Origin of the sequence: Paraburkholderia sp. BCC1876, assembly GCF_902833695.1 — a bacterium.
Classification (GTDB): Bacteria; Pseudomonadota; Gammaproteobacteria; order Burkholderiales; family Burkholderiaceae; genus Paraburkholderia.
In genome coordinates, this window is sequence record NZ_CADFGI010000001.1 from 72,970 (window position 1) to 98,272 (window position 25,303).

Annotated in this window: 21 protein-coding genes; 14 read left to right on the forward strand and 7 right to left on the reverse strand. The window is 63.2% G+C overall.

Going from position 1 to position 25,303, the window contains the following annotated elements:
- Positions 1 to 46 precede the first annotated feature (46 nt).
- From HWY05_RS00280 to HWY05_RS00305, 6 genes are all read right to left on the reverse strand, one after another.
- On the reverse strand, positions 47 to 754 hold the full coding sequence (locus HWY05_RS00280) for an ABC transporter ATP-binding protein (protein WP_176057029.1): 708 nt from the start codon (positions 752 to 754) through the stop codon (positions 47 to 49).
- Complete coding sequence (locus HWY05_RS00285) at positions 741 to 1,505, reverse strand: ABC transporter ATP-binding protein (protein WP_176057030.1); 765 nt, start codon at positions 1,503 to 1,505, stop codon at positions 741 to 743. The genes HWY05_RS00280 and HWY05_RS00285 overlap by 14 nt, the downstream gene beginning before the upstream one ends.
- Positions 1,498 to 2,502 carry a branched-chain amino acid ABC transporter permease gene (locus HWY05_RS00290; protein ID WP_176057031.1) on the reverse strand — a complete coding sequence of 335 codons (1,005 nt, stop codon included), beginning with the start codon at positions 2,500 to 2,502 and terminating at the stop codon, positions 1,498 to 1,500. Before HWY05_RS00290 ends, HWY05_RS00285 begins: the two co-directional genes overlap by 8 nt.
- The gene (locus HWY05_RS00295; protein WP_035556975.1) at positions 2,499 to 3,368 is read right to left on the reverse strand and encodes a branched-chain amino acid ABC transporter permease; all 870 of its coding nucleotides are present in this window, start codon (positions 3,366 to 3,368) and stop codon (positions 2,499 to 2,501) included. Before HWY05_RS00295 ends, HWY05_RS00290 begins: the two co-directional genes overlap by 4 nt.
- Positions 3,369 to 3,425: 57 nt before the next feature.
- Positions 3,426 to 4,472, reverse strand: coding sequence for a porin (locus HWY05_RS00300; RefSeq protein ID WP_176057032.1), 1,047 nt, complete (start codon positions 4,470 to 4,472; stop codon positions 3,426 to 3,428).
- Positions 4,473 to 5,002: 530 nt separating this feature from the next.
- Complete coding sequence (locus tag HWY05_RS00305) at positions 5,003 to 5,923, reverse strand: LysR family transcriptional regulator (RefSeq protein ID WP_035556979.1); 921 nt, start codon at positions 5,921 to 5,923, stop codon at positions 5,003 to 5,005.
- A 121-nt stretch (positions 5,924 to 6,044) separates the two neighbouring features.
- Here HWY05_RS00305 and HWY05_RS00310 point away from each other — a divergent pair, with 121 nt between their 5' ends.
- The 6 genes from HWY05_RS00310 (at position 6,045) to HWY05_RS00335 (ending at position 13,107) form a co-directional block, all read left to right on the forward strand.
- On the forward strand, positions 6,045 to 7,154 hold the full coding sequence (locus HWY05_RS00310) for a tartrate dehydrogenase (protein WP_176057033.1): 1,110 nt from the start codon (positions 6,045 to 6,047) through the stop codon (positions 7,152 to 7,154).
- Between the two features lie 158 nt (positions 7,155 to 7,312).
- Positions 7,313 to 8,608: an MFS transporter gene (locus HWY05_RS00315; RefSeq protein ID WP_176057034.1), complete on the forward strand. Its 1,296-nt coding sequence runs from the start codon at positions 7,313 to 7,315 to the stop codon at positions 8,606 to 8,608.
- Positions 8,609 to 9,012: 404 nt separating this feature from the next.
- Positions 9,013 to 10,191 carry a glycine betaine/L-proline ABC transporter ATP-binding protein gene (locus HWY05_RS00320; protein WP_035556985.1) on the forward strand — a complete coding sequence of 393 codons (1,179 nt, stop codon included), beginning with the start codon at positions 9,013 to 9,015 and terminating at the stop codon, positions 10,189 to 10,191.
- Positions 10,184 to 11,086: a choline ABC transporter permease subunit gene (gene choW / locus HWY05_RS00325; protein ID WP_035556986.1), complete on the forward strand. Its 903-nt coding sequence runs from the start codon at positions 10,184 to 10,186 to the stop codon at positions 11,084 to 11,086. The genes HWY05_RS00320 and choW overlap by 8 nt, the downstream gene beginning before the upstream one ends.
- 7 nt (positions 11,087 to 11,093) lie before the next feature.
- Positions 11,094 to 12,092 carry a GlxA family transcriptional regulator gene (locus tag HWY05_RS00330; protein WP_035556987.1) on the forward strand — a complete coding sequence of 333 codons (999 nt, stop codon included), beginning with the start codon at positions 11,094 to 11,096 and terminating at the stop codon, positions 12,090 to 12,092.
- 79 nt (positions 12,093 to 12,171) lie between these two features.
- Positions 12,172 to 13,107: a choline ABC transporter substrate-binding protein gene (locus HWY05_RS00335; RefSeq protein WP_035556988.1), complete on the forward strand. Its 936-nt coding sequence runs from the start codon at positions 12,172 to 12,174 to the stop codon at positions 13,105 to 13,107.
- Between the two features lie 141 nt (positions 13,108 to 13,248).
- On the opposite strand, the gene HWY05_RS00340 is transcribed toward HWY05_RS00335, so the two are convergent.
- On the reverse strand, positions 13,249 to 14,316 hold the full coding sequence (locus tag HWY05_RS00340; protein ID WP_176057035.1) for a GlxA family transcriptional regulator: 1,068 nt from the start codon (positions 14,314 to 14,316) through the stop codon (positions 13,249 to 13,251).
- A 1,208-nt stretch (positions 14,317 to 15,524) separates the two neighbouring features.
- Between HWY05_RS00340 and HWY05_RS00345 the strand changes: the two genes are divergently transcribed.
- From HWY05_RS00345 to HWY05_RS00380, 8 genes are all read left to right on the forward strand, one after another.
- Positions 15,525 to 16,919, forward strand: coding sequence for an L-serine ammonia-lyase (locus tag HWY05_RS00345; RefSeq protein WP_176057036.1), 1,395 nt, complete (start codon positions 15,525 to 15,527; stop codon positions 16,917 to 16,919).
- Between the two features lie 36 nt (positions 16,920 to 16,955).
- Positions 16,956 to 18,200 (forward strand): sarcosine oxidase subunit beta family protein, encoded by a 1,245-nt coding sequence (locus HWY05_RS00350; RefSeq protein ID WP_035556991.1) that lies wholly within the window; start codon positions 16,956 to 16,958, stop codon positions 18,198 to 18,200.
- A gap of 20 nt (positions 18,201 to 18,220) precedes the next feature.
- Positions 18,221 to 18,559 carry a sarcosine oxidase subunit delta gene (locus tag HWY05_RS00355; RefSeq protein WP_176057037.1) on the forward strand — a complete coding sequence of 113 codons (339 nt, stop codon included), beginning with the start codon at positions 18,221 to 18,223 and terminating at the stop codon, positions 18,557 to 18,559.
- A complete protein-coding gene (locus HWY05_RS00360; protein WP_176057038.1) occupies positions 18,556 to 21,558 on the forward strand; it encodes a sarcosine oxidase subunit alpha family protein in 3,003 nt (1,000 codons plus the stop codon). Before HWY05_RS00355 ends, HWY05_RS00360 begins: the two co-directional genes overlap by 4 nt.
- Positions 21,548 to 22,204 carry a sarcosine oxidase subunit gamma gene (locus HWY05_RS00365; protein WP_176057039.1) on the forward strand — a complete coding sequence of 219 codons (657 nt, stop codon included), beginning with the start codon at positions 21,548 to 21,550 and terminating at the stop codon, positions 22,202 to 22,204. The genes HWY05_RS00360 and HWY05_RS00365 overlap by 11 nt, the downstream gene beginning before the upstream one ends.
- A gap of 109 nt (positions 22,205 to 22,313) precedes the next feature.
- On the forward strand, positions 22,314 to 22,577 hold the full coding sequence (locus HWY05_RS00370; RefSeq protein ID WP_035556999.1) for a hypothetical protein: 264 nt from the start codon (positions 22,314 to 22,316) through the stop codon (positions 22,575 to 22,577).
- A gap of 139 nt (positions 22,578 to 22,716) precedes the next feature.
- The gene (locus HWY05_RS00375; RefSeq protein WP_176057040.1) at positions 22,717 to 24,135 is read left to right on the forward strand and encodes an MFS transporter; all 1,419 of its coding nucleotides are present in this window, start codon (positions 22,717 to 22,719) and stop codon (positions 24,133 to 24,135) included.
- Positions 24,136 to 24,561: 426 nt separating this feature from the next.
- Entirely contained in the window at positions 24,562 to 25,134 is a 573-nt protein-coding gene (locus HWY05_RS00380; RefSeq protein ID WP_176057041.1) for a GNAT family N-acetyltransferase, read from the forward strand.
- The last annotated feature ends 169 nt before the right edge of the window (positions 25,135 to 25,303 follow it).

Consider the following 25,303-nt stretch of genomic DNA (forward strand, 5'->3'; position numbering starts at 1 on the left):
CTCGCGCAGCGCGAGGCCATGCCTCGAATCGTTGAAAATCGCGGATTCAGCCGCCGACGTACGCGCGCCGGATCGCTTCGTTGTTCATCAGACTCGCCGGATCGCCTTCGAGCACGATGCGCCCGTTCTCGATCACATACGCGCGGTGCGCGATCTTCAGCGCGGCGAACGCGTTCTGTTCGGCGAGCAGCACGGTGGTGCCCGCGCGGTTGATCTGCTGGATCACGTCGAATACCTGCCTGACCACCAGCGGCGCGAGACCGAGCGACGGTTCGTCGAGCAGCAGCACCTTGGGCCGCGCCATCATCGCGCGGCCGATCGCGACCATCTGCTGCTGACCGCCGGACAGCGCGCCGGCCGCGTGGTCCTTGCGTTCGGCGAGCAGCGGGAACAGCGCGAACACCTGGTCTAGATTGCGCTGGTTGCCGGCCTTGTCGCCGCGATGCACGTACGCGCCGAGCGTGAGGTTCTTCAGCACCGACATGCCGGGGAACAGCTTGCGGCCTTCGGGGCACTGAATCACGCCGGTGCGCACGATCTGCGCGGGCGTCATGCCGAGCAGCTCGAGCTGGCCGAAGCGCAGGCTGCCGCTCGCGGCACGGCGCAATCCGCTGGTCGCGAGAAAGATCGAACTTTTGCCCGCGCCGTTGGCGCCGAGCAGCACCACGAGTTCGCCGTCGTCCGCGTGCAGCGTGATGCCGTCCAGCGCGCGGAAGCTGCCGTAGTCGAGCGCGACGTTGTCAAACTTCAGCATGCTCGCTCCCCAGGTAAGCATCGATCACGGCCGGGTTCGCGCGAATCTCGGCGGGCGTGCCTTCGGCGATTTTCTTGCCGTAGTTCAGCACCATGATGCGATCCGCGAGCTTCATGATCATGTTCATCTTGTGTTCGACGAGGCACACCGTCACGCCGTGTTTGACCAGTTTGCGGATCAGATCGGCCAGGCCTTCGGTCTCTTCGGGATTGACGCCGCCCGCGGGTTCGTCGAGCAGCATCAGGCTCGGTTCGGTGGCGAGCGCGAGTGCGATGGCCGCGCGTTTGCGTTCTTCCTGCGAGATGCCGCCGGCGAGCTGGTCGGCCAGTGTGGATAAGCCGACGAAGTCGAGCGCCTCGCGCGCCTTGTCGCGGCAGAGGCGTTCTTCGCGCTTCAGCCGCTTCGACTGCGTGAGCACGTCCCAGAGTCCGGAGCGGGTGCGCAAGCGATGGCCGACGATCAGGTTGTCGAGCACGCTGGCCCGATCGAACAGCGCGGTGGACTGGAACGTGCGCGCCACGCCCAGGCGCGCCATGCGGTCGGCGCCGAGCTTCGTCACGTCCTCGCCCTTGAAAAGAATGCGGCCCGAGCTCGGCAGATGCGTGCCGCTGATCAGGTTGAAGAAGGTGGTCTTGCCCGCGCCGTTCGGTCCGATGATCGCGTTGATCTTGCCGGCTTCGAGGTGCGTGCTGATGTTGTCGACCGCGACGAGGCCGCCGAAGCGTTTGCTGAGCGCGTCGATTTCAAGCATGGCCGTCACCTCGCGCGGGTTGCGACTGACGACGCGAACGCGCACCGTGGGAAGGCGCCGCGCGCCGGTTTTGCATCGACTGATATAGACCGACGATACCGTTGGGCAGAAAGATCACCAGCAGAATCAGGATCGGCCCGAACACCACGAAGCGGTACGCCTGCAGAAACTGCAAATACTGCGTGAGCCACGGAATGGCGAGCGCGCCGAGCAGCGGACCGGCGAGCGTGCCGATGCCGCCCACCAGCATGTACATGGTCATGTCGAAGGTGTGGTCGACGCCGGCCAGGTCCGGTCCGAGAAAGCGCACCGAGCCCGCATACAGACCGCCCGCGAAGCCGGCATAGACCACCGACAGCACGAACGCCAGCACCTTGTTGCGCATCAGGTTGATACCGAGCGACTGCGCGAGGCCGTCGCTATTGCGGATCGCCATGAATGTGCGGCCGAGCAGCGAATTGACGATGCGATGCATCAGCCACACGCCGAGCACCAGAAACGCGAACACGAGGTAATAGAGCGCACGCGGATTTTCAAACGACACGAGGCCGAAACCCGACGGCGCCGGAATGCCGATAATGTCGCCCACACCATGCGTGACGCTGTCCCACTTCTCGATGACGAGAAACATGATGTAGCCGACGCACAGCGTGAAGATCGAGAAATAGTGGCCGCGCAATCGCAGCGACACGAGTCCCACCAGCACGCCGAGGCCGCCCGTCACGACACCCGATGCAACGAACGCGAGCCAGAACGGCACCTGGTGATCGACCGTCAGAATGCCGACCGTGTACGCGCCCACCGCCATGAAACTGCCGTGCGCGAGATTGAACTGCCCGGTATAGCCGGTGATCAGATTCAGCCCGACCGTGGCCAGCGCGAAGATGTACGCGGTGGACATCACGGTGAGCAGGTAATCGTTGCTGGCGAGAAATGGAAACACCAGGCCGAGCGCGAACAGCAGCGTCCACCCGAGCTTGCCGTCGAATCGTTTCATGATGCGCGCAGCTCCCTGGCGAAGAGCCCTTGAGGGCGAACCGACAGAATCACCACCAGCAGCACGAAAGCGATGATGTCCTTGTAATCGGTCGAGATATAGAAGGCGCCGAAGCTCTCCGCCATGCCGATGATCAGCCCGCCGACGATTGCGCCCGGCACGCTGCCCATGCCGCCGAGAATGATGATCACGAAGGCCTTCAGGATCACCAGTTGGCCCATGGCCGGGTAGACGAGGTTGATCGGCGCGTAGAGCGTGGCGGCGACCGCGGCCAGCAAGCCGGAAATGCCGAAGGTCAGCATGGTGACCTTGTTGGCGTCGATGCCCATCAGCGACGCGCCGTCGCGATCCTGCGCCATCGCGATGATGCTCGAGCCGATCACCGTGTATCTGAGGAAGAGTTGCAGCAGCACCACCAGCGCGAACGCCGCGCCGATAATCAGCAGCCGTTGCAGCGGCGCGCTGACGCCGCCCAGGTCGACGATGCCCGCGTAGGGCGTGGCCATACGATGAAAATCCGCGCCCCAGAGCGCCTGCGCACCGGCTTCGAGAAACAGCATCAAGCCGATGGCGGCGATCATCGGATGCAATTCGGAGGATCGCCGCAGCGGGTGGAACACCAGCCGCTCGGCGAGGATCGCGAGCGCCGCGGTCGCGAGGCCGGCGCCGAGCATGGCGAGCCAGTAGTTCAGGCCGAACCGGCTCATCAGGTAGAACGACACGAACGCGCCGACCATGTAGAACGCGCCGTGCGCGAAATTCGGCACCGCGAGAATGCCGTACACCAGCGTGAGACCGAGTGCGACGAGGCTATAAATGCCGCCGAGCGTCAGCCCGTTGAGGACCTGCTGCAGAAACATATCCACGCTTGAACCCTCCGACCATTGTTGTCCGCGCACCCGCTCCTTGTCGTGCTGTCGACGCTAGAACATATGGCGGATGCCCACGTTCACGCCGGCCGTGGTGCCCGTCGCTTCGTTCAACGCGTTGTTGACGGAAATGCCGGTGTGCATCGCGCCGTGATTGGTGACGAAGCCGACCTGGCCGTACACCGCGGTCGCTTTGGATAACGAATATTCAAGCCCGGTCGAGGCCAGGATCGAATTGTTCGATGAGCTGTTGGCGTCGCGCGTGACGTACACGCCGGCGTCGATATTGAGCGCCGGCGTGAGGTGATAACTGGCGCCGCCCGAATACACGCGATCGTTGAACGAGCCGGCGACCTTGTACTGCACGTACGACGCCTTGACGATCAGATTGTTGAACGTGTAACTCGCGCCGAGTGCGCGGCCGTTGAACTCGACCACGCTGGGAATCGCGATCGATGCGGCGCTGCCGCCCGCATTGCCGCTATACAACGCGGCGTCGACGGTGAGCGAGCCGAGGTGATAGCGCAGACTCGCCGAGTACTGCCGGCCCGCCTGGAAGTCGCCGGCGGTGCCGCCCAACGCTATCATCGCGCTGGCCTGCAAGCCGGCAATTTCCGGCGACGTGTACGACACCGCATTCGGATTGAACAAGCCGGTCACGTACACGTTGTTCAGATACGTCACCAGGCCGCTGCCGAAATACGACATCTGCCGCGGGTCGAAGTCGTACACCGCGAGAAAGAACGGCGAGAACTGCAGGCCGGCCTTGATCGTGCCGAAGCCGCCGTCCACGCCAACCCACGCCTGGCGGCCGAACTCGTTGCCGTTCGAATTGTTGAGCGAGCCGTTCGCGACGCTGATACCGCTTTCGATTTCGAAAATCGCGCGGGTGTTGCCGCCCAGATCTTCCGTGCCGCGCATGCCGAAGCGCGAACCGGACAGGCCGCTGTCGGTGAACGAATACTGATGACCGGCGCTTTGGCCGGTCGCCGCGTTGAGCGTTTTGCTGGTGTACATCAGCGAACCGTCGACGATGCCGTACAACGTGACGCTGCTCTGCGCATGCGCGCACTGGATCGAACCCAGCGCACATGCACTCATGAATCTGAGAATGACTCCAACTCGATTGCGATGGCTTGCCGGCATGCTTCGTGTCTCCCTGGTTTTTGGAATCGAGTGAACTGGCGAAGTAATGCTTGTGTTGCAAAGTGCAGGCGATCTGCGGCGCGAAGCGTTTTCAACAGGCGACAGCGAGCCCTCGCAGGCTGATCAGGGATGCGAAATATCGGCGTGGCTGGTAAGCGCTGCGGGTGAGCTTGCCTGACGTCGTGGCGCTGGCTCCGTCGTGCGGGCCGGCGTGGCGGGGGGCTCACCGACTAAGTGTTTCCGTGCAGGATGCAGGCGCAATTTCGCACGACCGTTCGCACTGTGTCAACGAGGGAAATTGCTGGTTGGACTGCAATGCAGGCCTAAATAGGGAAAACACCTGGCGCGTAGGGAGCGCTTGATTTTCCTTGTAACACTTTGTGAATAATGGTTTAAGCGAATTTACCCAGTTTGAATCAGCGCACGTACGAGTGTTCTGGAAGTTCTGCATTGCAGAACTGTGGCTGGCTCCGCGCGGAAGCCGTTCACTTCGCCTCGCGCGCCCCGAGCGTCTCGACCAGCATGTCGACGAACGCCTTGACGCGCGCCGTCATCTGCAACTGCTGCGGGTACACCGCGTAGATATCCGCGCCGGGCGTGCGGTAGTCGGGCAGCACGTGAACGAGTCGGCCGTCGGCGAGATAGTCCGCGATATCCCACTCCGCGCGCATCAGGATGCCCTGGCCGTCGAGCGCCCACTTCACGGCGATTTCGCCGTCGTTGGTGGTGAGGTTGCCGCGCACTCGCACCGTTTCGGTTTTCTCCGTCGCGCCGCGTCCGCTAGTGAGCCGCCATAAGCCGTAGCCGTCGTCGCCCTGACGGATGCCGATGCAGTTGTGCTGCGCCAATTCGGCCGGGCTGCGCGGCGCGCGCCGCTCGGCCAGATACGCGGGCGACGCGCACAGCAGGCGGCGATTGCGCGCCACCTTGCGCGCAATCACGCGCGCGTCGGGTGGTTCGCCGAAACGCACGCAGACGTCGAACGCGTCTTCGCTGATGGGCGGCGGGTCGACCGAGAGTTGCAACTGCACGTCCACTTGCGGAAAGCGCCGCACGAAACGCGAGATCAGCGGCGCGACGTGGCTGCGGCCGAAACCGAGCGTCGCGTTCACGCGCAGCAGGCCTTTAGGCGCCGCCTGCGAGCCGCCGAGCAACTGCGCGAGATCGTCCATTTCGCTGAGAATGCGGCGCGCGCGGGTCAGGTACAGCTCGCCTTCGGGCGTGAGGCTCATGCGCCGCGTGGTGCGGTTCACCAGCGAGACACCCGCGCGCGTTTCCATCTGTGCCAGATGCTTGCTGACGGCCGCCGTACTCAGGCCGAGTTCGCGCGCCGCCGCGGTCAGGCTGCCGCTGGCGGCCAGCGTGGAGAAGAAGGCGAGGTCGTCGGGTTGTATCGAGGCGGTCATACGCAGCGGCCCATTGTTAACCTGAAGTTAAGGATGCTTTGAGTCTAGCAGCGTTTGCAAGGACCGTTGCCGATCTACGATGCCACTCATACCTTCACAACAGACGGACACGGAGACGCCCATGAAAACCTATCGCATCGCAACCATTCCCGGCGACGGCATCGGCAAGGAAGTCGTACCTGCGGGACAGCGCGTGCTCGAAGCGATCGCCGCGCGCAGCGACACGTTCGGCTTCGCGTTCGAGAGTTTCGACTGGGGCGGCGACTACTACCGCGAGCATGGCGTGATGATGCCGGCCGACGGGCTCGACGCGCTGCGCGACAAGGACGCGATCCTGTTCGGTTCGGCGGGCGATCCGCACATTCCCGATCACATCACGCTGTGGGGTTTGCGCCTGAAGATCTGCCAGGGCTTCGATCAATACGCGAACGTGCGTCCGACGCGGATCCTGCCCGGCATCGACGGGCCGTTGAAACGCTGCGCGCCGCAGGATCTCGACTGGGTGATCGTCCGCGAGAATTCGGAAGGCGAGTACGCGGGCGTCGGTGGCCGCGCGCATCAGGGGCATCCGATCGAAGTCGCGACCGATGTTTCGATGATGACGCGTGCCGGCGTCGAACGGATTCTGCGGTTCGCGTTCAAACTCGCGCAGTCGCGGCCGCGCAAGCTGCTGACGGTGATCACCAAGAGCAATGCGCAGCGTCACGCCATGGTCATGTGGGACGAGATCGCGTTGCAGATCTCGCAGGAGTTTCCCGACGTGCGCTGGGACAAGGAACTGGTCGACGCGGCCACCGCGCGCATGGTCAACCGGCCCGCCACGCTCGACACGATCGTCGCGACCAATCTGCACGCGGACATTCTGAGCGATCTCGCCGCCGCGCTGGCCGGCAGCCTCGGCATTGCGCCGACGGCCAATCTCGATCCCGAGCGGCGTTATCCGTCGATGTTCGAGCCGATTCACGGTTCCGCGTTCGACATCATGGGCAAAGGGCTTGCCAATCCGGTCGGCACGTTCTGGTCGGCGGTGATGATGCTCGAGCATCTCGGCGAAGACGCCGCCGCGCGCCAGCTGATGGCCGCGATCGAACGCATCACGGCGGATCCGTCGCTGCATACCGGCGACCTGGGCGGCAGCGCGACCACGGCGCAGGTGACGGATGCGGTGTGTGCGTTGCTGGCGTCGGAAGCGGCAGGTGGAACGGCGGCCACCGAGGCTAAAGCGGCCTGAAACACCGGCGGCATCCACAGCACCTGAGGCACATGAGGCACCCGAAGCACCCGAAGCATCGCGCGCTCCGAGCGCGCAAGACGAGAACATAACGCCCGGGCGCACCCCGTCACGGGCGATCTCGCTGCACCCTGCAGAGATAGAGCGGAGACAGAGACATGAACACCGAATTGCAAGCCCGTGTGGTTCGCAAGCTCACCTGGCGCATTTTGCCTTTCGTGATGCTGCTGTACTTTGTGAGCTTTCTCGACCGCGTGAACGTCGGCTTTGCGGCGATCACGATGAACCACGACCTCGGCCTCACACCGACCATGTTCGGCCTCGGCGGCGGCATCTTCTTTCTCGGCTACTTTCTGTGCGAAGTGCCGTCGAATCTGATTCTGAACAAGGTCGGCGCACGGTTGTGGATTGCCCGTGTGATGGTGACGTGGGGGCTGGTGTCGGCGGCGTCGGCGTTCGTGAGCGGCCCGACTTCGTTCTATACGCTGCGCTTTCTGCTCGGCGTCGCCGAAGCCGGTTTCTTTCCCGGCATCATTCTCTATCTGAGCCAGTGGTTTCCGGCCCGCCAGCGTGCGGCGGCCGCGGCCGCGTTCATGGCGGCCGCGCCGTTGTCGACGGCGATCGGTTCGCCGATTTCCGGCGCGATCATGCAGATGCCCGCGTTGCTGGGCCTGAGGGACTGGCAGTGGCTGTTCATCATCGAAGCGATTCCCGCGGTCGTGCTCGGCTTCGTGGTGCTGAAAGCGCTCACCGATTCGCCGGACAAAGCCACCTGGCTCGCCGACGATGAAAAAGCCTGGCTCATCGCCACGCTGCGCGATGAGCGCATGGGCCGCGAATCGCAGGCCGGCCACGCGGCGGGTGCGCTCGCCGCATTGCGCGACGGCCGCGTGTGGATCATGGCGATGATTTATTTCGGCACGTCGGCCGGGTTGTACACGCTCGGTTTGTGGGCGCCGTTGATCATCCGCCAGTTTGGGTTCAGTGCGCTGGGTACGGGGGCGTTGAACGCGATTCCGAGTGTGCTGGCCGTGCTCGGCATGGTCTGGTGGGCGCGGCATTCCGACCGGCGTGGCGAGCGGACCTGGCACGTGGTGATTCCGTGCGTGGCGGCGGCCATCGGACTGGCCTGGGCCGGCGTCGCGGATACGGCGGTGGCGGTCGTGCTGGCGCTGGTGCTCGTGAATGTCGGGATCAGCGCGGCGAAGGCGCCGTTGTGGGCGATGCCGAGCACGTTTCTGTCCGGTGCGGGCGCGGCCGCCGGTATCGCGATGATCAACTCGATCGGGAATCTGGGCGGCTTTGTCGGGCCGTTCGCGATCGGCTGGTTGAAAAGCGTGACGGGTGGTTATGCGGCGGGCTTGTATGTGGTGGCGGCGAGTCTCGCGGTGTCGGCGTTGCTTGCGTTGATGGTGGGAAGGCGCGGGTTTCGGGCGGCGCACGCGCCGCAGTGATCGTTCAATTCGCGCGAGGCGGCCGGCTGCTGCATGCGGGGTCGTCCGTGCATTCCTGATATTTCGCGTTTTCCTTACGCGCCGCCGCGGCCGCAATCGCCGTCTAGCGGCACGCTTGTTGCACCGCCGCAACCCGGCCGTGCCGGCTCAGCGCTGCGTTTTTTTCGCGTAATTCGTCGTCACTTGCTCTGGCGCGACACGCCACCTGATCCCTCCCGACTCCCGTCAAACCCTTATCCAGCAAGCCTCCGGCCATCCGCCGCTGACTCCCGTGCGACACAGGTGTCGTATTTCCACATGTGCCTGTCGCAAATAGTCGGCAACGCGTACTTTTTTCTGGCAACTATGTATGCACAGCGCGGACGCACGTCCGCCACCGCAGCAACAGGAGAGGAGAGCGTTCAATGAATTCCCCCAAGGTCGTGGTCGAAGGGCTGTGCAAGGTGTTCGGCACCAACCCGAAACAGGCACTCAACATGCTGGCCGGCGGCGCGACGAAAGAGGACGTGTTCGCGCAAACCGGTCAGATCGTCGGTGTTCATAACGTGTCGTTCGAGGTCAAGGAAGGCGAGATCTTCGTGCTGATGGGCCTGTCCGGCTCCGGCAAGTCGACGCTGATCCGCCTGATCAACCGGCTCGTCGAACCGAGCGCCGGCAAGGTGCTGATCGACGGCCGCGACGTGGCCGCCGTGCCGCGCGCCGAATTGACGGCGCTGCGCCGCAAGGACATGAGCATGGTGTTCCAGTCCTTCGCGCTGATGCCGCAGCGCACCGTGCTGTCCAATGCGGCGTTCGGCCTCGAAGTGGCGGGCGTGAGCCGCAAGGAGCGCGAACAGCGCGCCATGACCGTGCTGGAGCAGGTCGGCCTCGCGCCGTTCGCGGAGAAGTTGCCCGCGCAACTGTCCGGCGGCATGCAGCAGCGCGTGGGTCTGGCGCGCGCGCTGGCGGTCAACCCGTCGCTGATGATCATGGACGAGGCGTTCTCCGCGCTCGATCCGCTCAAGCGCAAGGAAATGCAGAACGTGCTGCTCGATCTGCAGCGCGAGCAGCAGCGCACCATCCTGTTCGTCTCGCACGATCTGGAAGAGGCGATGCGCATCGGCACGCGCATCGCGATCATGGAAGGCGGCAAGGTCGTGCAGGTCGGCACGCCGCAGGAAATCATCACCAACCCGGCCGACGACTACGTGCGGGCGTTCTTCGAAGGCATCGACACCAGCCGCTATCTGACCGCCGGCGACCTGATGCAGACCGACGCCGTGCCGCTGATGCAGCACTCGCAGCCGATCGACGCGTCGAGCGTGGCCGCGACGCTGAACGGCAGCGCCGACTACGCGTTCGTGCTCGACGGCGAGCGCAAGTTTCGCGGCTTCGTGTGCCGCGATGCGATGGGCAGCGCGTCGCCGCAACTCAATCACATCGAATGCATCCGCCGCACCACGCCGCTCGACGACGTGGTCGAACGCGTGGTGGCGAGCCGCGCGCCGCTGCCGGTCGTCGAAGCGGACGGCTCCTACTGCGGTTCGGTCAACAAGACGAACGTGCTGAACGTTCTCACGCGTCATCGAGGTTCCCATGTCTGAAGTCATTCCACTTGGCGCCTGGGTCGATCACGGCGTTCACTACCTGCTCGACCACGACGCGGCAACTTTTGATTCCATCGGCAAGGTGATCGAGAGCTTTGCCGCGCTGGTTGAACATGGCCTGCAGGCCGTGCCGATGTGGGCACTGATGGCATTTTTCGTGGGCATCGGGTTGTGGCGGGTAGGCTGGCGTTTCGCGACGTTCACGCTGCTGGCGCTGTTGCTGATCTACAGCACCGGCTTCTGGGATCAGATGGTGATCACGCTCGGCCTCACCCTGTCGTCGACCCTGATCAGCCTGCTGCTCGGCATACCGCTCGGCATCTGGACGGCGAAGAGCCGCACGGTCGAGACGATCGTGCGCCCGGTGCTCGATCTGATGCAGACCATGCCGGCGTTCGTCTACCTGATTCCGGCCGCGATGCTGTTCGGCCTGGGTCGCGTGCCGGGCATCATCTCCACCGTGATCTTCGCGATGCCGCCGGCGGTGCGACTCACGTCGCTCGGCATCAAGCACGTGAACCGCGAAATCGTCGAAGCAGGGCAGGCGTTCGGCTGCACGCCGTGGCAACTGCTCTACAAGGTGCAGTTTCCGAACGCGCTGCCGTCGATCATGACCGGCGTGAACCAGACCATCATGATGGCGCTCTCCATGGTGATCATCGCGTCGATGGTGGGCGCGGGCGGGCTCGGCAACGACGTGCTGGCGAGTATTCAGCGGCTCGACATCGGGCTCGGTTTCGAAAGCGGACTTTCCGTGGTGATGCTCGCGATCATTCTGGACCGTATTACCGAGAGCTTCGGCCGGGCGCCGGGCATGGCGCGCGCACCGCTGCTGTCGGGCTTGCGCGGTCTCATGAAAGTGCGCCGCGAGCCGGCGGCGCAACACGGCTGAGCCGCCGATGAAGCGCGACGCGATCACACCGGTTGACGCCCCCGCCGATTCGCCGTTGTCCGGGCTCGCGCACGTCGGCTTTCTGACGCTGCCGAACTTTTCGATGATCGCGTTCACCAGCGCGGTCGAGGTGCTGCGCATGGCCAATTACGTCGGCCGCGCGGAGCACTACCGCTGGTCGGTGATCACGCCGGACGGCGAACCGGCGCGCGCCAGCAACGGCATTACGGTGAAGCCCACCACGACGCTGGCCGAAGCCGGCCTGCCGGATGTGCTGTTCGTATGCGCCGGCTGGCACGTGCGCGATTACGTAGACGAGACGGTGATCGCGTTGCTGCGCGACGTGGCCGCCAAAGGCATTCCGCTCGGCGGCATTTGCACCGGACCGTATGCGTTGCTGGCGGCGGGACTGCTCGACGGTTATCGCGCCACCGTGCATTGGGAGGACATGTCGCCGCTGAACAAGCGTTACCCGCACGTGCGTTTCGCCGACGAACTGTTCGTGATCGACCGCGACCGCATGACCTGCACCGGCGGCACCGCGCCGCTCGATCTGATGCTGAACCTCGTCGGCATGCGGCTGGGCCACGCGGTGGCGGCGCAAGTGTCCGAGCAGTTTATCGTCGAGCGGATTCGTGGCTCGACCGACTATCAGCACATTCCCGTCGACGCGCGGGTCGGCTTTTCGCGCGCGGAATTGATCGAAGTGGTGCGGCTGATGGAAGCGAACATCGAAGAGCCGCTCTCGCTCGATGAACTCGCGCGGCTCGTGCATCTCTCGCAACGTCATTTGCAGCGGATGTTCAAGATGTTTCTGAGCGTGTCGCCCACGCATTACTACCTGACGCTGCGCCTGCGTCGCGCGCGCGAGTTGCTGCGCAATACGGATGCGTCGATTGGACGTGTCACCACGGTGTGCGGGTTTCATTCGCCGTGCCATTTCAGCAAGGCGTATCGCGCGCAGTTCGGGCATGCGCCGAGTGTCGAGCGGCGCTTGTCGGCGTGAATAGTCGGCTTAAAAAAGTCTCACTGACAGAATCCGTTTAATAAAACCAGTCGAGCATCAACTACTCTGAGGGAATGCCATGAAACGTTTGTGGGCTGCGTCGTTGTGCGCGCTGTCTGTGTCGTCTGTGTTCGCTGCGGATCCCGCCACCTGTCGCGACGTGCGATTCGCCGACGTGGGCTGGACCGATATCGCGGCCACCACCGGGCTGGCGTCGACGGTGCTCGAAGGACTCGGCTACAAGCCGACCAAGACGATCGCCTCGGTGCCGATCACGTTCGCCGGCGTGAAGAGCAAACAGATCGACGTGTTCCTCGGCTACTGGTCGCCAACCATGGACCCGATGATCGACCCGTTCAGGAAGGCCGGCCAACTCACGGTGCTGCCCACGCCGAACCTGACCGGCGCGAAATATACGCTGGCGGTGCCGGATTACGCGTACCAGGCCGGTATCAAGAACTTCAGCGACATCGCAAAGAACTACGACAAGCTCGACGGCAAGATCTACGGGATCGAGCCGGGCAATGACGGCAATGCGTTGATCAAGAAAATGATCGACAGCAATCAGTACGGGCTCGGTAAATTCAAACTGGTGGAGTCGAGCGAGGCGGGCATGCTGGTCGAGGTGAACCGCGCGGTTCGCGAGAAGAAGCCGATCGTGTTCCTCGGCTGGGAACCGCATCCGATGAACGTGCAGATGAAGATCGATTATCTGTCTGGCGGCGACGACGTGTTCGGCCCGAACTACGGCGAGGCGCGCGTGCTGACGGTGGTGCCGAACGATTACTCGGCGCGTTGCCCGAACGTCGCGAAGCTGGTGTCGAATCTGCACTTCACGACCGATATCGAGAACCACGTGATGCTGCCGATCATGAACAAGACCGACCCGAACAAGGCCGCGAAAGATTGGTTGAAGGCGAACCCGGCGGTGCTGGATAAGTGGCTCGCGGGGGTGAAGACGTTCGATGGGAAGGATGGACTGCCGGCGGTGAAGGCTTATGTAGCGGGGCAGTGAGTTTGATCGGAGGGCTTTCGCGTTGCCGTGGGCGGCGCGGGAGCGCGGTTCAAATGTCGTAAACCAGTGCGTTGGACTGAGTGCCCTGGATTGTTTCAGTCCAACGCGCTGCGTCAAGGCGCAGTGCCCAGATTGCCGCCTTCAGATCGCCTGAGCGCGGCCCGGGAACGTTTCGTCGTAACCGGCGCCGTCGTCCACTTCCGCGGCCGTGCCGCGTTGCTCGCGGTACATCATCGGCGGTAAACCGAATTGCTTGCGGAATTCGCGGCCCAGATGCGATGCATCGGAGAAGCCGCAACTCGACGCGATATCGGCGACGGTTTTATCCGAGCTTGTCAGCAGCCAGGCAGCGGTGCGCAAACGCACCTGCTTCGCGTAGGCCTGCGGCGCCTTGCCGGTTTGCGCTTTGAAGAGCCGCTCGAGTTGACGCGGCGAGAGATCGAGCTTGCCGGCCAGTTCGTCGAGCGATAAAGAGCGGCCTACGTGCTGTTCCATCAGCAGAATCGCGCGCTTCACTTTCGGATGTGCGGCGGGCGCGAGACCCGGCGGATGCGGCTGCGGCGCGTTGCCTTTCTGCATGTCGTCGACCAGCAGGATACGCAACGCTTTTTGCACCGTGGCGGTTTCGAAGTGACGCAGCAGGATCGCGGCGGCGACGTCGATCGAGGCGCGGCCACCCGAGCAGGTAATGCGTCTGCGGTCGATCACGAAGAGACGATCGGCTACTAGCGCTTCTTCATTGACCGACGGAAAGCGTTCGATGAAATCCCAATAGTGAAACCAGCTCACGCAGATGCGGTGACCTTCCAGCACGCCTGCGCGCATTAGCGAGAAGACGCCGGTGCACATGCCGACTAAGGTTGCGTCGGTCGCGGCGGCGCGGCGGATGAAGGCGAGGGTTGCATCGTTGGCTGCCGGGCCGGAATGCAGCAGGCCACCTACTACGACGACGTAGTCGAAGGGCTCGGCGTTGTCGAAGGTTTCCCATGGGGTGATCTGGATGCCGCAGCTTGCTCGCACCGGGGCGAGCGTTTCGCCTATCACGCTCCATGAGCAACGGACCGGCTTGCTGAAGTCGCCTTCGTCGGCGGACAGGCGTAGTAAGTCGACAAAGCCGGAGAACGCCGTCAGCGTGAAGTTCGGGAGGAGGATGATGCCGAAACGGATGCGTTGTTTGGGCGTTGCGTCGGCGCTGTGGAGTGGGTGCATGCGTGCAGCTTTTGGGGTTGCTTGGTGGGGCTAGCATAGCACCTGGAGGTTTTTGTTTATGCTGTGGTTTTGGGGGTGTTTTGTGCTTTGGTGTTGGCCTTTCCTTGATGCGGTAGTGGTCTATTAGCGTTGCCCCTGTGCGGGGCGGCACCTACTTCTCTTTGCCGCGGCAAAGAGAAGTAGGCAAGAGAAAGCCGCTCACACCGCTAGCTCATAAGCGGGGCCCTTGCACAGCCACGGTAGTGGCTCATCTGGAATCTGTGTTCTCGCACATTCCGCGCTCGTGACAAAGGCGTCATTCTTCCGGCGGCGCTGCGCGCGCCGCGGCGGTCGTTCAAGCACGGCCCCTGCTAAGCGGGGCTCCCGCGCAGTTGCGGTAGTGGCTCATCTGGAATCTGTGTTCTCGCGCATTCCGCGCTCGTGACAAGGCCGTCATTCCTCCCGGCTTGCGCTGCGCGCTCGTCGGAAGGGTCCAACGCCGAATCAGTGGTGTTCCTCCGCGCAGCGAGAGCCGTTGGCTCCGCCTCGGCGACGCGCCAAAATGTGATGCTGATTTCGGCGTTGCCCACAAAGCCCCCATGTCCCGGCGAGGACCCGCCGCGGGCGCGCACAGCCCCGATGTTTTGATGAACAACCGCCACGGCGCGCGCAGCGCCGCGGGAAGAATGACGCCTTTGTCACGAGCGCGGAATGCGCGAGAACACAGATTCCAGATGCACCACTGCCGCCGCTGCGCGAGGGCCCCGCTTAGCAGGGGCCGTGCTTGAACGACCGCCACGGCGCGCGCAGCGCCGCCGGAAGAATGACGCCTTTGTCACGAGCGCGGAATGTGCGAGAACACAGATTCCAGATGAGCCACTACCGAGACTGTGCGGGGGACCCACTTCAGAATTAGCGGTGTGAGCGGCTTTCTCTTGCCTACTTCTCTTTGCCGCGGCAAAGAGAAGTAGGTGCCGCCCCGCACAGGGGCAACGCTAATAGACCACTACCGCATCAAGGAAAGGCCAACAAAACAAAAAACCACCACCACCAACCATCCCAAACCCGCCCAAAACCATAAAAAACCCGCCCAGCGCCGCATCAGGCCGCGCCCCCTGACGACCCCATCCCACGCCAATGGCGTTTTTATTCTATCGACCAAAACCCACGTGAGTTGCAATACACCAACCCCAAACCCAACCGCATAAAGCGAAACAAGGCCCCCGAAAATGAACGTCAGCGTCTTCGATCTGTTCAAGATCGGCATAGGCCCATCCAGCTCCCACACCGTGGGCCCGATGATCGCCGCCTGCCGCTTCGCCTCCCACATCGAAGACGCCAACCTGCTGGCTTTTGTGCGCAGCATCAAGATCGAACTATTCGGCTCCCTCGGTGCAACCGGCAAAGGCCACGGCACGGACAAAGCGGTCCTGCTAGGCCTGGAAGGCAACCTCCCCGACCTGATCGACCCGGACCTGATCGAACCGCGCCTGAAGACCATCCGCGAAACGAAACAGCTCACGCTACTCGGCAAACACCCCGTCAAATTCGACGAACGCGACCACCTCGGCTTCTTCCGCAAGCTGATGCCGGGCGCGCCAGGCTCAGGCATCGTGCATCCGAACGGCATGCGCTTCCAGGCCTTCGACGAAAACGCGCAACTGCTCGTCGAGAGAGAGTATTACTCGATCGGCGGCGGCTTCGTGGTGAATCGCGAAGGCGATCGCGTCAACGGCCTGCGTGCCGGTGCGGAGGTCCCGCATCCGTTTCGCACCGGCGATGACCTGATGCGCGTGTGCCGCGAAACCGGCCTGTCGATCGCCCAGATCACGCTGCGCAACGAATGCGCGTCGCGCCCCGAACACGAAGTACGCGAAGGCCTGCTGGCGATCTGGCGCACCATGTCGGCCTGCGTCGAACGCGGCTGCAAGGTGCGCGGCGAGTTGCCCGGTCCGATGCACGTAAAACGCCGCGCGGCCGACCTGTGCGCGCAACTGCGTTCGCATTCGGAAGAATCGTTGCGCGATCCTCTTTCCATGCTCGACTGGGTCAATCTGTACGCGATGGCCGTCAACGAGGAAAACGCAGCGGGCGGGCGGGTCGTCACGGCGCCGACCAACGGCGCGGCCGGCGTGATTCCCGCAGTGCTGCACTACTACGTGAAGTTCATGCACGCATCGAACGACGCCGGCATCGTCGACTTCCTGCTGACGGCGGCCGCGATCGGCATCATCTACAAGGAAACTGCCTCGATCTCCGGCGCCGAAGTGGGCTGCCAGGGCGAGGTGGGCGTGGCCTGTTCGATGGCCGCCGCGGCGCTCGCCGCCGTGATGGGCGGCACGCCCACGCAGGTCGAAAACGCCGCCGAAATCGGCATGGAACACAACCTGGGCATGACTTGCGATCCGGTCGGCGGCCTCGTGCAGATTCCGTGCATCGAACGTAACGCGATGGGCGCGATCAAGGCGCTCAACGCGGCGCGTATGGCAATGAAAGGCGACGGCCAGCACTACGTGTCGCTCGACAACGTAATCAAGACCATGCGCGAAACCGGCGCGGACATGAAGACCAAATACAAGGAGACGTCGCGCGGCGGCCTGGCCGTGAACGTCATCGAATGTTGAACACGCATTGAAAGACCGTACCCACAAGGATTAACGATGAGCCGCTATTCGATATTCAGCCTCTTGCGCAACGGGATGTCGTATCACGAGAACTGGGAGCGCCAGTGGAAGAGCCCCGAGCCCAAACGCGAGTACGACGTGGTGATCGTCGGCGGCGGCGGGCATGGTCTCGCCACGGCCTATTACCTCGCGAAAGAACACGGCGTGCGCAATATCGCCGTGCTGGAAAAAGGCTGGATCGGCGGCGGCAATACGGCGCGCAATACGACGATCGTGCGTTCCAACTACCTGTGGGACGAATCCGCCGCGCTCTACGAAAAGGCGATGAAACTGTGGGAAGGGCTCTCGCAAGATCTCAACTACAACGTGATGTTCAGCCAGCGCGGCGTGATGAATCTCGCGCACACGTTGCAGGACGTGCGCGACACGGAACGTCGTGTGAATGCCAACCGGCTGAACGGCGTGGACGCCGAATTCCTCACGCCGGCGCAGATCAAGGAAATCGAGCCGACCATCAATCTGAATAGCCGCTATCCGGTGCTCGGTGCGTCGATCCAGCGTCGCGGCGGCGTGGCGCGTCACGACGCGGTCGCGTGGGGCTTCGCGCGCGGCGCGGATCAGGCCGGCGTCGATATCGTGCAGAACTGTCAGGTGACAGGCATTCGCCGCGACGGCAGCCAGGTGATCGGCGTGGACACCACCAAGGGTTTTATCAAGGCGAAGAAAGTCGCCGTGGTGGCGGCGGGCAATACGTCGACGCTCGCGGATATGGCCGGCATACGCCTGCCGCTGGAAAGCCACCCGTTGCAGGCGCTGGTGTCCGAGCCGATCAAGCCGGTGGTGAACACGGTGGTGATGTCGAACGCGGTGCATGCGTATATCAGCCAGTCCGACAAGGGCGATCTGGTGATCGGCGCGGGCGTCGATCAATACACCGGGTTCGGCCAGCGCGGCAGTTTCCAGATTATCGAAGGCACGCTCGAAGCGATCGTCGAAATGTTCCCGGTGTTCTCGCGGGTGCGGATGAATCGCCAGTGGGGCGGCATCGTGGATGTGTCGCCGGACGCGTGCCCAATCATCAGCAAGACCGACGTGAAGGGCCTTTACTTCAATTGCGGCTGGGGCACGGGTGGCTTCAAGGCGACGCCGGGTTCGGGCTGGGCGTATGCGCACACCATCGCGCGCGACGAGCCGCATCCGTTGAATGCGCCGTTCTCGCTGGAGCGTTTTTACACCGGCCATCTGATCGACGAGCACGGCGCCGCCGCCGTCGCCCATTAACCGACTTTGGAGAGAATCAGATGCTACTGATCGAATGCCCATGGTGCGGGCCGCGCGCCGAAACCGAATTTTCCTGCGGCGGCGAGGCGGATATCGCCCGTCCGCTCGACACCGAAAAACTCACCGATAAAGAATGGGGCGACTACCTGTTCATGCGCAAGAACCCGCGCGGCGTGCATCGCGAGCAATGGATGCATGCGCAAGGATGTCGCCGCTGGTTCATGGCGCAACGCGACACGGTGAGCTACGAGATGCAGGGCTACGACACGTTCGAGCGTCCGCTGCTCGCGATGGACGGCAACGAAGGCCAGGTGCAAAGCCAGGTACAAAGCCAGGTACAAGAGGGTAAGACGCAATGAGCCAGACAGACCGACTTCCCAACGGCGGGAGAATCAATCGCGCCATGCCGCTGACGTTCACGTTCAACGGCCGCCAGTATCAGGGCTATCAGGGCGACACGCTGGCCTCGGCGCTGCTCGCGAACGGCGTGCACTTCGTTGCGCGTAGCTGGAAATACCATCGGCCGCGCGGCATCGTGACGGCGGGTGTGGAAGAGCCGAACGCGGTCGTGCAACTGGAAACCGGCGCCTATACGGTGCCGAACGCGCGCGCCACCGAAGTCGAGTTGTATCAGGGGCTCGTTGCCAGCAGCGTCAACGCGAAACCGAGCATCGAAAAAGATCGCATGGCGGTCAATCAGAAGTTCGCGCGTTTCATTCCGGCGGGTTTCTACTACAAAACCTTCATGTGGCCGCGCAAGTTCTGGCCGAAGTACGAAGAAGTGATTCGCGACGCCGCCGGTCTCGGCAAGGCGCCCGAACACAACGACGCGGACCGCTACGACAAGTGCTTTGCGCATTGCGACGTGCTGGTGGTGGGCGGCGGCCCGACCGGGCTCGCGGCGGCGCATGCGGCGGCGTTGTCCGGCGCGCGCGTGACGTTGATCGACGATCAGCCGGAGCTCGGCGGCTCGCTGCTGTCGTGCCGCGCGGAGATCGACGGCAAACCCGCGCTGCAATGGGTGCATAAGATCGAAGACGAACTGCGGCAGATGCCCGATGTGAAGATTCTGTGCCGCAGCACCGCCTTCGGCTATCAGGACCACAACCTCATCACGGTGACGCAGCGGCTCACCGAGCATTTGCCGGTGACGCAACGCAAAGGTACGCGCGAACTGATGTGGAAGATCCGCGCGAAGCGCGTGATTCTCGCGACCGGCGCGCACGAACGGCCGATCGTGTTCGGCAATAACGATCTGCCGGGCGTGATGCTGGCGTCGGCGGTGTCGACCTATCTGCATCGTTACGCGGTGCTGCCGGGCCGCAACGCGGTGGTGTTCACGAACAACGACGACGGCTATCAATGCGCGCTCGACCTGAAAGCGGCCGGCGCGCAAGTGACGGTGGTCGATCCGCGCGCGAGCGAGTCGAAGGGCACGTTGCCGGCGCTCGCACGGCGCTACGGCGTGAAAGTATTGAACGGCGTCGCGATCACGGCGGCGCACGGCAAACTGCGGGTGGCGTCGGTCGAGCTGGTGTCGTACGCGAAAGGCCAGCTCGGCGCTAAACAGAGTGACTTGCCGTGCGATCTGCTGGCCATGTCGGGCGGCTGGAGCCCCGTGTTGCACCTGTTCGCGCAATCGGGCGGCAAGGCGCACTGGCATGACGACAAGGCCTGTTTCGTGCCCGGCAAGGCGATGCAACCGGAGACCAGCGTCGGCGCTTGCGCGGGCGATTTCACGCTGGGCCAGGGCATCCGCTTTGCAATGGATGCCGGCATTGAGGCGGCGCGCGCGGCCGGCTTCATCGTGACGCGGCCGAATCCGGTGCAGGTGGCCGAAATCACCGAGGCGAAGATGCAACCGCTGTGGCTGGTCGGCGGTCGTGAGCTGGCAACGCGTGGGCCGAAGCAGTTCGTCGATTTCCAGAACGACGTGTCGGCTGCGGATATTTTTCTGGCGGCGCGCGAAGGCTTCGAATCGGTCGAACATGTGAAGCGTTATACCGCGATGGGTTTCGGCACGGACCAGGGCAAGCTCGGCAACATCAACGGTATGGCGATTCTCGCGCAGGCGCTTGGCAAGACCATTCCCGAGACCGGCACGACCACGTTCCGCCCGAACTACACGCCGGTCACGTTCGGCACGTTCGCCGGCCGCGAGCTGGGCGAGTTTCTCGATCCGGTGCGCAAGACCGCGGTGCACGAATGGCATGTGGAAAACGGCGCGGCCTTCGAGGACGTCGGCAACTGGAAGCGTCCGTGGTATTTCCCGAAGGGGGGCGAGGACATGCACGCCGCAGTGGCGCGCGAATCGCTCGCGGTGCGTACGAGCGTCGGCATACTCGACGCGTCGACGCTCGGCAAGATCGACATTCAGGGCCCCGATTCGGCGAAGCTGCTGAACTGGGTCTACACCAATCCGTGGAGCAAGCTGGAAGTCGGCAAGTGCCGTTACGGCCTGATGCTCGACGAAAACGGCATGATTTTCGACGACGGCGTGACGGTGCGCCTCGCCGACCAGCACTACATGATGACGACCACGACCGGCGGCGCCGCGCGCGTGCTGACGTGGCTCGAACGCTGGCTGCAAACGGAGTGGCCGGATATGCGCGTGCGGCTCGCGTCGGTCACGGATCACTGGGCCACGTTCGCCGTGGTCGGTCCGAATAGCCGCAAGGTGCTGCAGAAAGTGTGCGAGGACATCGACTTCGCGAACGCGGCGTTCCCGTTCATGAGCTATCGCGAAGGTACGGTGGCCGGTGCGGCGTCGCGGGTCATGCGCATCAGCTTCTCGGGCGAGCTCGCCTATGAAGTGAACGTGCCCGCGAACGTCGGGCGCGCGGTGTGGGAAGCGTTGATGGCGGCGGGCGCCGAATATGACATCACGCCGTACGGCACCGAAACCATGCACGTATTGCGCGCGGAGAAGGGCTACATCATCGTCGGTCAGGATACGGACGGCTCGATGACGCCGTATGACGTCGGCATGGGCGGGCTGGTCGCGAAGTCGAAAGACTTTCTCGGCAAGCGCTCGCTGACGCGCTCGGACACCGCGAAGGCGGGGCGCAAGCAACTGGTCGGACTGTTGCCGGACGATCCGTCGTTCGTGATACCCGAAGGTTCGCAGATCGTCGCCGGGCCGTTTCAGGGCGACACCGCGCCGATGCTCGGTCACGTCACGTCGAGCTATTACAGCCCGATCCTGAAGCGGTCGATTGCGATGGCGGTCGTCAAGGGCGGTCTCGACAAGATCGGCGAAACGGTCACGATTCCGCTTGCGAGCGGCAAACAGATGGCAGCGAAGATCACCAGCTCGGTGTTCTACGACAGCGAAGGAGCACGTCAACATGTGGAATGAAACTCGAGGCACGGGCTCGGTCGTGGATCGCGCGGTCGGCAAGCAAACCGGCGTATGGCAGGAGTCGCCGCTGGTCGGCACGGATGCGTTGCTGAAGAAGCATCTGGCGACGGCCAACGCGGCGTTCAGATTGAGCGAACGGCCGTTTCTGGAACTGGTGAACGTGCGTGGCGATACGCGCGACGCGGCGTTCATGCAGGCGATGGAAACCGTGCTCGGCTGCCGTCCGCCGGAGAAGGCCAACACGATTGCGCGCGGCAATGGCTACGACCTGCTGTGGCTGGGTCCGGACGAATGGCTGGTGCGCTCGGCCACCGCGCACGATGCGACCCGCAGCGCGCCGTTGCAGGCGAAACTCGGCGCCGCGTTCGCGGGCGTGTTTGCCGCGGTGGTGGATATCGGCAGCGGCTATACGGTGCTTGAAATTAGCGGCACGCGCACGCGTGAGGTGCTGGCGCGCGGCTGTCCGCTCGATCTGCATCCCAAGCTGTTCGGCGAAGGGCAGTGCGCGCAGAGCCACTATTTCAAGGCATCGATGACGCTCGTGCCCACCGGCGCGAACAGCTTCGATATCGTGGTGCGTCGCAGTTTCGCCGATTACTTCGTCAAGATGATGCTCGACGCGGCCGAGCCGCTGATGTCGTAACGCGCGGCATGGCGACCGTGCACGGCATGCGCGATGTGCCGCGCAGTTGCATTCCATGGCGAGCGGTGTCGGCACGAACCGCCCGCCATGTTGACGGCGCCAGTCCGACATGACGTCCACGCGTTTAGCCACCGCGCGCCTCACCGAGCGCGCCTGCCATGAGCACGATGCCGATGCCGCACTCGCACTGCTCGATCAGAGCATCGTGCTGCGGCATCGGCGCATCGCGCTGATCCGCTATCTGCTCGCGCAGCAACTCGGCGCGCCGCTGGAGGCGCGTCATCATCAATACGTCGAAAGAATCGCCGCGCGCCTGAGCGCGGACACGCTCGCGCGCATTGCCGGCGCCGCGCGTGCGCGTCTGCGTCCCTAGCACGCGAGCGCAGCCCGGAACGACGCCCCCGTTCCATCCCGATGACGGTTTTCTTCTATGTGGCCGATTTATGTCCACGTCTACTGAAAACCTGATCGGAGTACTCACGCGGCAACCGCCGCATCAACGAGGGGATGACATGTCCACCGCTTTCCAGCCGCGCGCGAGCGCCGCCGCCCGACTCGAACGATTGCCGTTTTCCGGTTATCACCGGACCATTTTCCTCATCATCGCCGCTGCGTTCTTTTTCGATTCGATCGATCTCGGCACGATGACGTTCGTGCTCGGCTCGATCAAGGCGGAGTTTCATCTGTCGACCGCGACGGCCGGGTTAGTGGCGAGCGCGAGCTTCTTCGGCATGGTGATCGGCGCGGCGGTGGCGGGCCTGCTCGCGGATCGGTTCGGACGGCGGCCGGTGTTTCAATGGAGCATGGTGTTGTGGGGCCTGGCGTCGTATTTGTGTTCGACGGCGCAGAGCGTCGAGGCGTTGATTTTCTATCGCGTGCTGCTGGGTATCGGCATGGGCATGGAGTTTCCGATCGCGCAGACTTTGCTGTCGGAGTTCGTGCCGGCCGCGTCGCGCGGCAGGCTGATCGCGTTGATGGACGGGTTCTGGCCGCTGGGGTTTATCACGGCGGGCGTGGTGTCGTATTTCGTGTTGCCCGCATTCGGTTGGCGCACGGAGTTTGCGTTGCTCGCGATTCCCGCGGTGTTCGTGCTGATCGTGCGGCGCGTGGTGCCGGAGTCACCGCGTTGGCTCGAGCATCGGGGGCGTCTGGCCGAAGCCGACCAGGTGCTGGCTGAAGTCGAAGCGAAGGTGATGAAAGCGACCGGCCTGACTCAACTGAGTGCGCCGGCGATGCTCACCGAGCCGGCCGCTGTGAAGGGAACGGGCGCGTTTCGCGAGATCTGGAGCCTGGCCTACCGGCGTCGCACGATCATGGTGTGGACGTTGTGGTTTTTTGCGTTGCTCGGCTTCTATGGGCTCACGTCGTGGCTGGGCGCGTTGATGCAGCAGGCAGGCTTTGCCGTGACGAAGTCGGTGCTGTACACGGTGTTGATTTCGCTCGGCGGCATTCCCGGGTTTATCTGCGCGGCCTGGCTGGTCGAGCGATGGGGACGTAAGCCCACCTGTATCGCGTCGCTCGCTGGGAGCGCGGTGATGGCGTACGTGTACGGGCAGACCGCGTTGCATGCGCAGACGCCGACGCTGCTGATCTGTGCCGGCCTGGCGATGCAGTTCTTTCTGTTCGCGATGTGGGCCGTGCTCTATACCTATACGCCGGAGCTTTACGGCACCGGCGCGAGGGCGACCGGGTCGGGGTTTGCTTCCGCGATTGGGCGGGTGGGGTCGTTGATCGGACCTTATGTGGTGGGCGTCGTGTTGCCGGTTTTTGGGCAGGGCGGGGTGTTTTCGCTGGGGGCTTTGTGTTTTGTCGTGGCGGCTGTCGCGGTGTGGGTCCTGGGGATCGAGACGCGAGGGCTCGTGCTGGAGACGCTGGTTCAGGATGCCGTTCAGGCCGATGGCGAGTTGGGGTTGCGTCCGATTCGGGAGTAGGTTTCTGACCGCCGGCCTCGGCGTTGCCCGGCACCGAACGTCTTTTTAGTTAAGCCCCACTGCATCGAGCGAGTCGGCACGCGAGATGGAAGTGGGGCTTGCCGTTTCTAAAACCAAAACGCCAAACGCAAACCGCTATCACAAAATAAAAAATAATAAACCGCTCAACCTCAAAAAACACGATCGTGCAAAATTTCTAATTATTACAATTCAGGCAAGCGTTTAATCAAAAAGCCAGTTCATCAAATTTTCATTCTCCCGTTCCAGGTGAGCCGAAATCGATTCGCGTTGATTAACAGACCTCAGCCGCAATCAGGGAAATCCCTCGTCAGCTTTTCCTTAATATTTGATTGCGGGTGCATTAACAACCGGCTACGATCCGGTCCCATACGCATCTCATAATTTCTTGTAAGAGCTTCGATCAGCATGAAAGGGACGCCGGTTTCAGGCGCGACGGCCGCAGCGGAGCAACCCGCCGCGGTGTCGTTGCGAGCGTCGACGAATGCCGACCGTGAATTTCTGAAGGCCGTTTTCTTCAGCACGCGGTTCGACGAATTCGCCGCCTCGGGATTAAGCGTCACGGAGATCGACGCGTTGCTCGCGCAACAGTTCGATATGCAGGATAGCTATTACCGGCGCCATTATCCGGCCGGCCGTTTCGACGTCGTGATGTCCGGTGACATACCGGTGGGCCGTCTGTATCACGACTGGAAGCGCGGGCGCGGATTGAGCGTGATCGACATTGCCTTGCTGCCGAACTTTCGCGGCGCCGGCATCGGTACGCGGCTGATGCAGGCCTTGGTCGGGCGGGCGGCGCAGGCCGGTCTGGCCGTCAATCTGTACGTCGAGATGAACAACCGGGTGCAATCGCTTTACCGCCGGATGGACTTCGTAAAATGCGGAGAAAATGGCATTTACGAATCGCTCAGGCGAGAAGCCGCGCCATTCGGTTCGATCGTTGAACCGCTGCCGGGCTTGCAGTCCAGTATCGCCGAATGAAGTTTTAAATGCGGGGCGCATATAGCGCTCCGTATAACAAGAATATTCAAGTGCGGTTTGAAATATGCCGTTAATCATGCATCGGGCCGTTTAGACGCATCGCAACGGCGTTTGAAAACCTGCGCGCGTAATACACATCGGCACACTGGCTCAATCGGTAAAAAGCGAC

Excerpts from the sequence above, each read along its gene's own strand:
- HWY05_RS00280 (WP_176057029.1), bottom strand. The coding sequence starts at position 754 with ATGCTGAAGTTTGACAACGTCGCGCTCGACTACGGCAGCTTCCGCGCG.
- HWY05_RS00285 (WP_176057030.1), bottom strand. The coding sequence starts at position 1,505 with ATGCTTGAAATCGACGCGCTCAGCAAACGCTTCGGCGGCCTCGTCGCG.
- HWY05_RS00290 (WP_176057031.1), bottom strand. The coding sequence starts at position 2,502 with ATGAAACGATTCGACGGCAAGCTCGGGTGGACGCTGCTGTTCGCGCTC.
- HWY05_RS00300 (WP_176057032.1), bottom strand. The coding sequence starts at position 4,472 with ATGAGTGCATGTGCGCTGGGTTCGATCCAGTGCGCGCATGCGCAGAGC.
- HWY05_RS00305 (WP_035556979.1), bottom strand. The coding sequence starts at position 5,923 with ATGACCGCCTCGATACAACCCGACGACCTCGCCTTCTTCTCCACGCTG.
- HWY05_RS00310 (WP_176057033.1), top strand. The coding sequence starts at position 6,045 with ATGAAAACCTATCGCATCGCAACCATTCCCGGCGACGGCATCGGCAAG.
- HWY05_RS00315 (WP_176057034.1), top strand. The coding sequence starts at position 7,313 with ATGAACACCGAATTGCAAGCCCGTGTGGTTCGCAAGCTCACCTGGCGC.
- HWY05_RS00320 (WP_035556985.1), top strand. The coding sequence starts at position 9,013 with ATGAATTCCCCCAAGGTCGTGGTCGAAGGGCTGTGCAAGGTGTTCGGC.
- choW (WP_035556986.1), top strand. The coding sequence starts at position 10,184 with ATGTCTGAAGTCATTCCACTTGGCGCCTGGGTCGATCACGGCGTTCAC.
- HWY05_RS00330 (WP_035556987.1), top strand. The coding sequence starts at position 11,094 with ATGAAGCGCGACGCGATCACACCGGTTGACGCCCCCGCCGATTCGCCG.
- HWY05_RS00335 (WP_035556988.1), top strand. The coding sequence starts at position 12,172 with ATGAAACGTTTGTGGGCTGCGTCGTTGTGCGCGCTGTCTGTGTCGTCT.
- HWY05_RS00340 (WP_176057035.1), bottom strand. The coding sequence starts at position 14,316 with ATGCACCCACTCCACAGCGCCGACGCAACGCCCAAACAACGCATCCGT.
- HWY05_RS00345 (WP_176057036.1), top strand. The coding sequence starts at position 15,525 with ATGAACGTCAGCGTCTTCGATCTGTTCAAGATCGGCATAGGCCCATCC.
- HWY05_RS00350 (WP_035556991.1), top strand. The coding sequence starts at position 16,956 with ATGAGCCGCTATTCGATATTCAGCCTCTTGCGCAACGGGATGTCGTAT.
- HWY05_RS00355 (WP_176057037.1), top strand. The coding sequence starts at position 18,221 with ATGCTACTGATCGAATGCCCATGGTGCGGGCCGCGCGCCGAAACCGAA.
- HWY05_RS00360 (WP_176057038.1), top strand. The coding sequence starts at position 18,556 with ATGAGCCAGACAGACCGACTTCCCAACGGCGGGAGAATCAATCGCGCC.
- HWY05_RS00365 (WP_176057039.1), top strand. The coding sequence starts at position 21,548 with ATGTGGAATGAAACTCGAGGCACGGGCTCGGTCGTGGATCGCGCGGTC.
- HWY05_RS00370 (WP_035556999.1), top strand. The coding sequence starts at position 22,314 with ATGACGTCCACGCGTTTAGCCACCGCGCGCCTCACCGAGCGCGCCTGC.
- HWY05_RS00375 (WP_176057040.1), top strand. The coding sequence starts at position 22,717 with ATGTCCACCGCTTTCCAGCCGCGCGCGAGCGCCGCCGCCCGACTCGAA.
- HWY05_RS00380 (WP_176057041.1), top strand. The coding sequence starts at position 24,562 with ATGAAAGGGACGCCGGTTTCAGGCGCGACGGCCGCAGCGGAGCAACCC.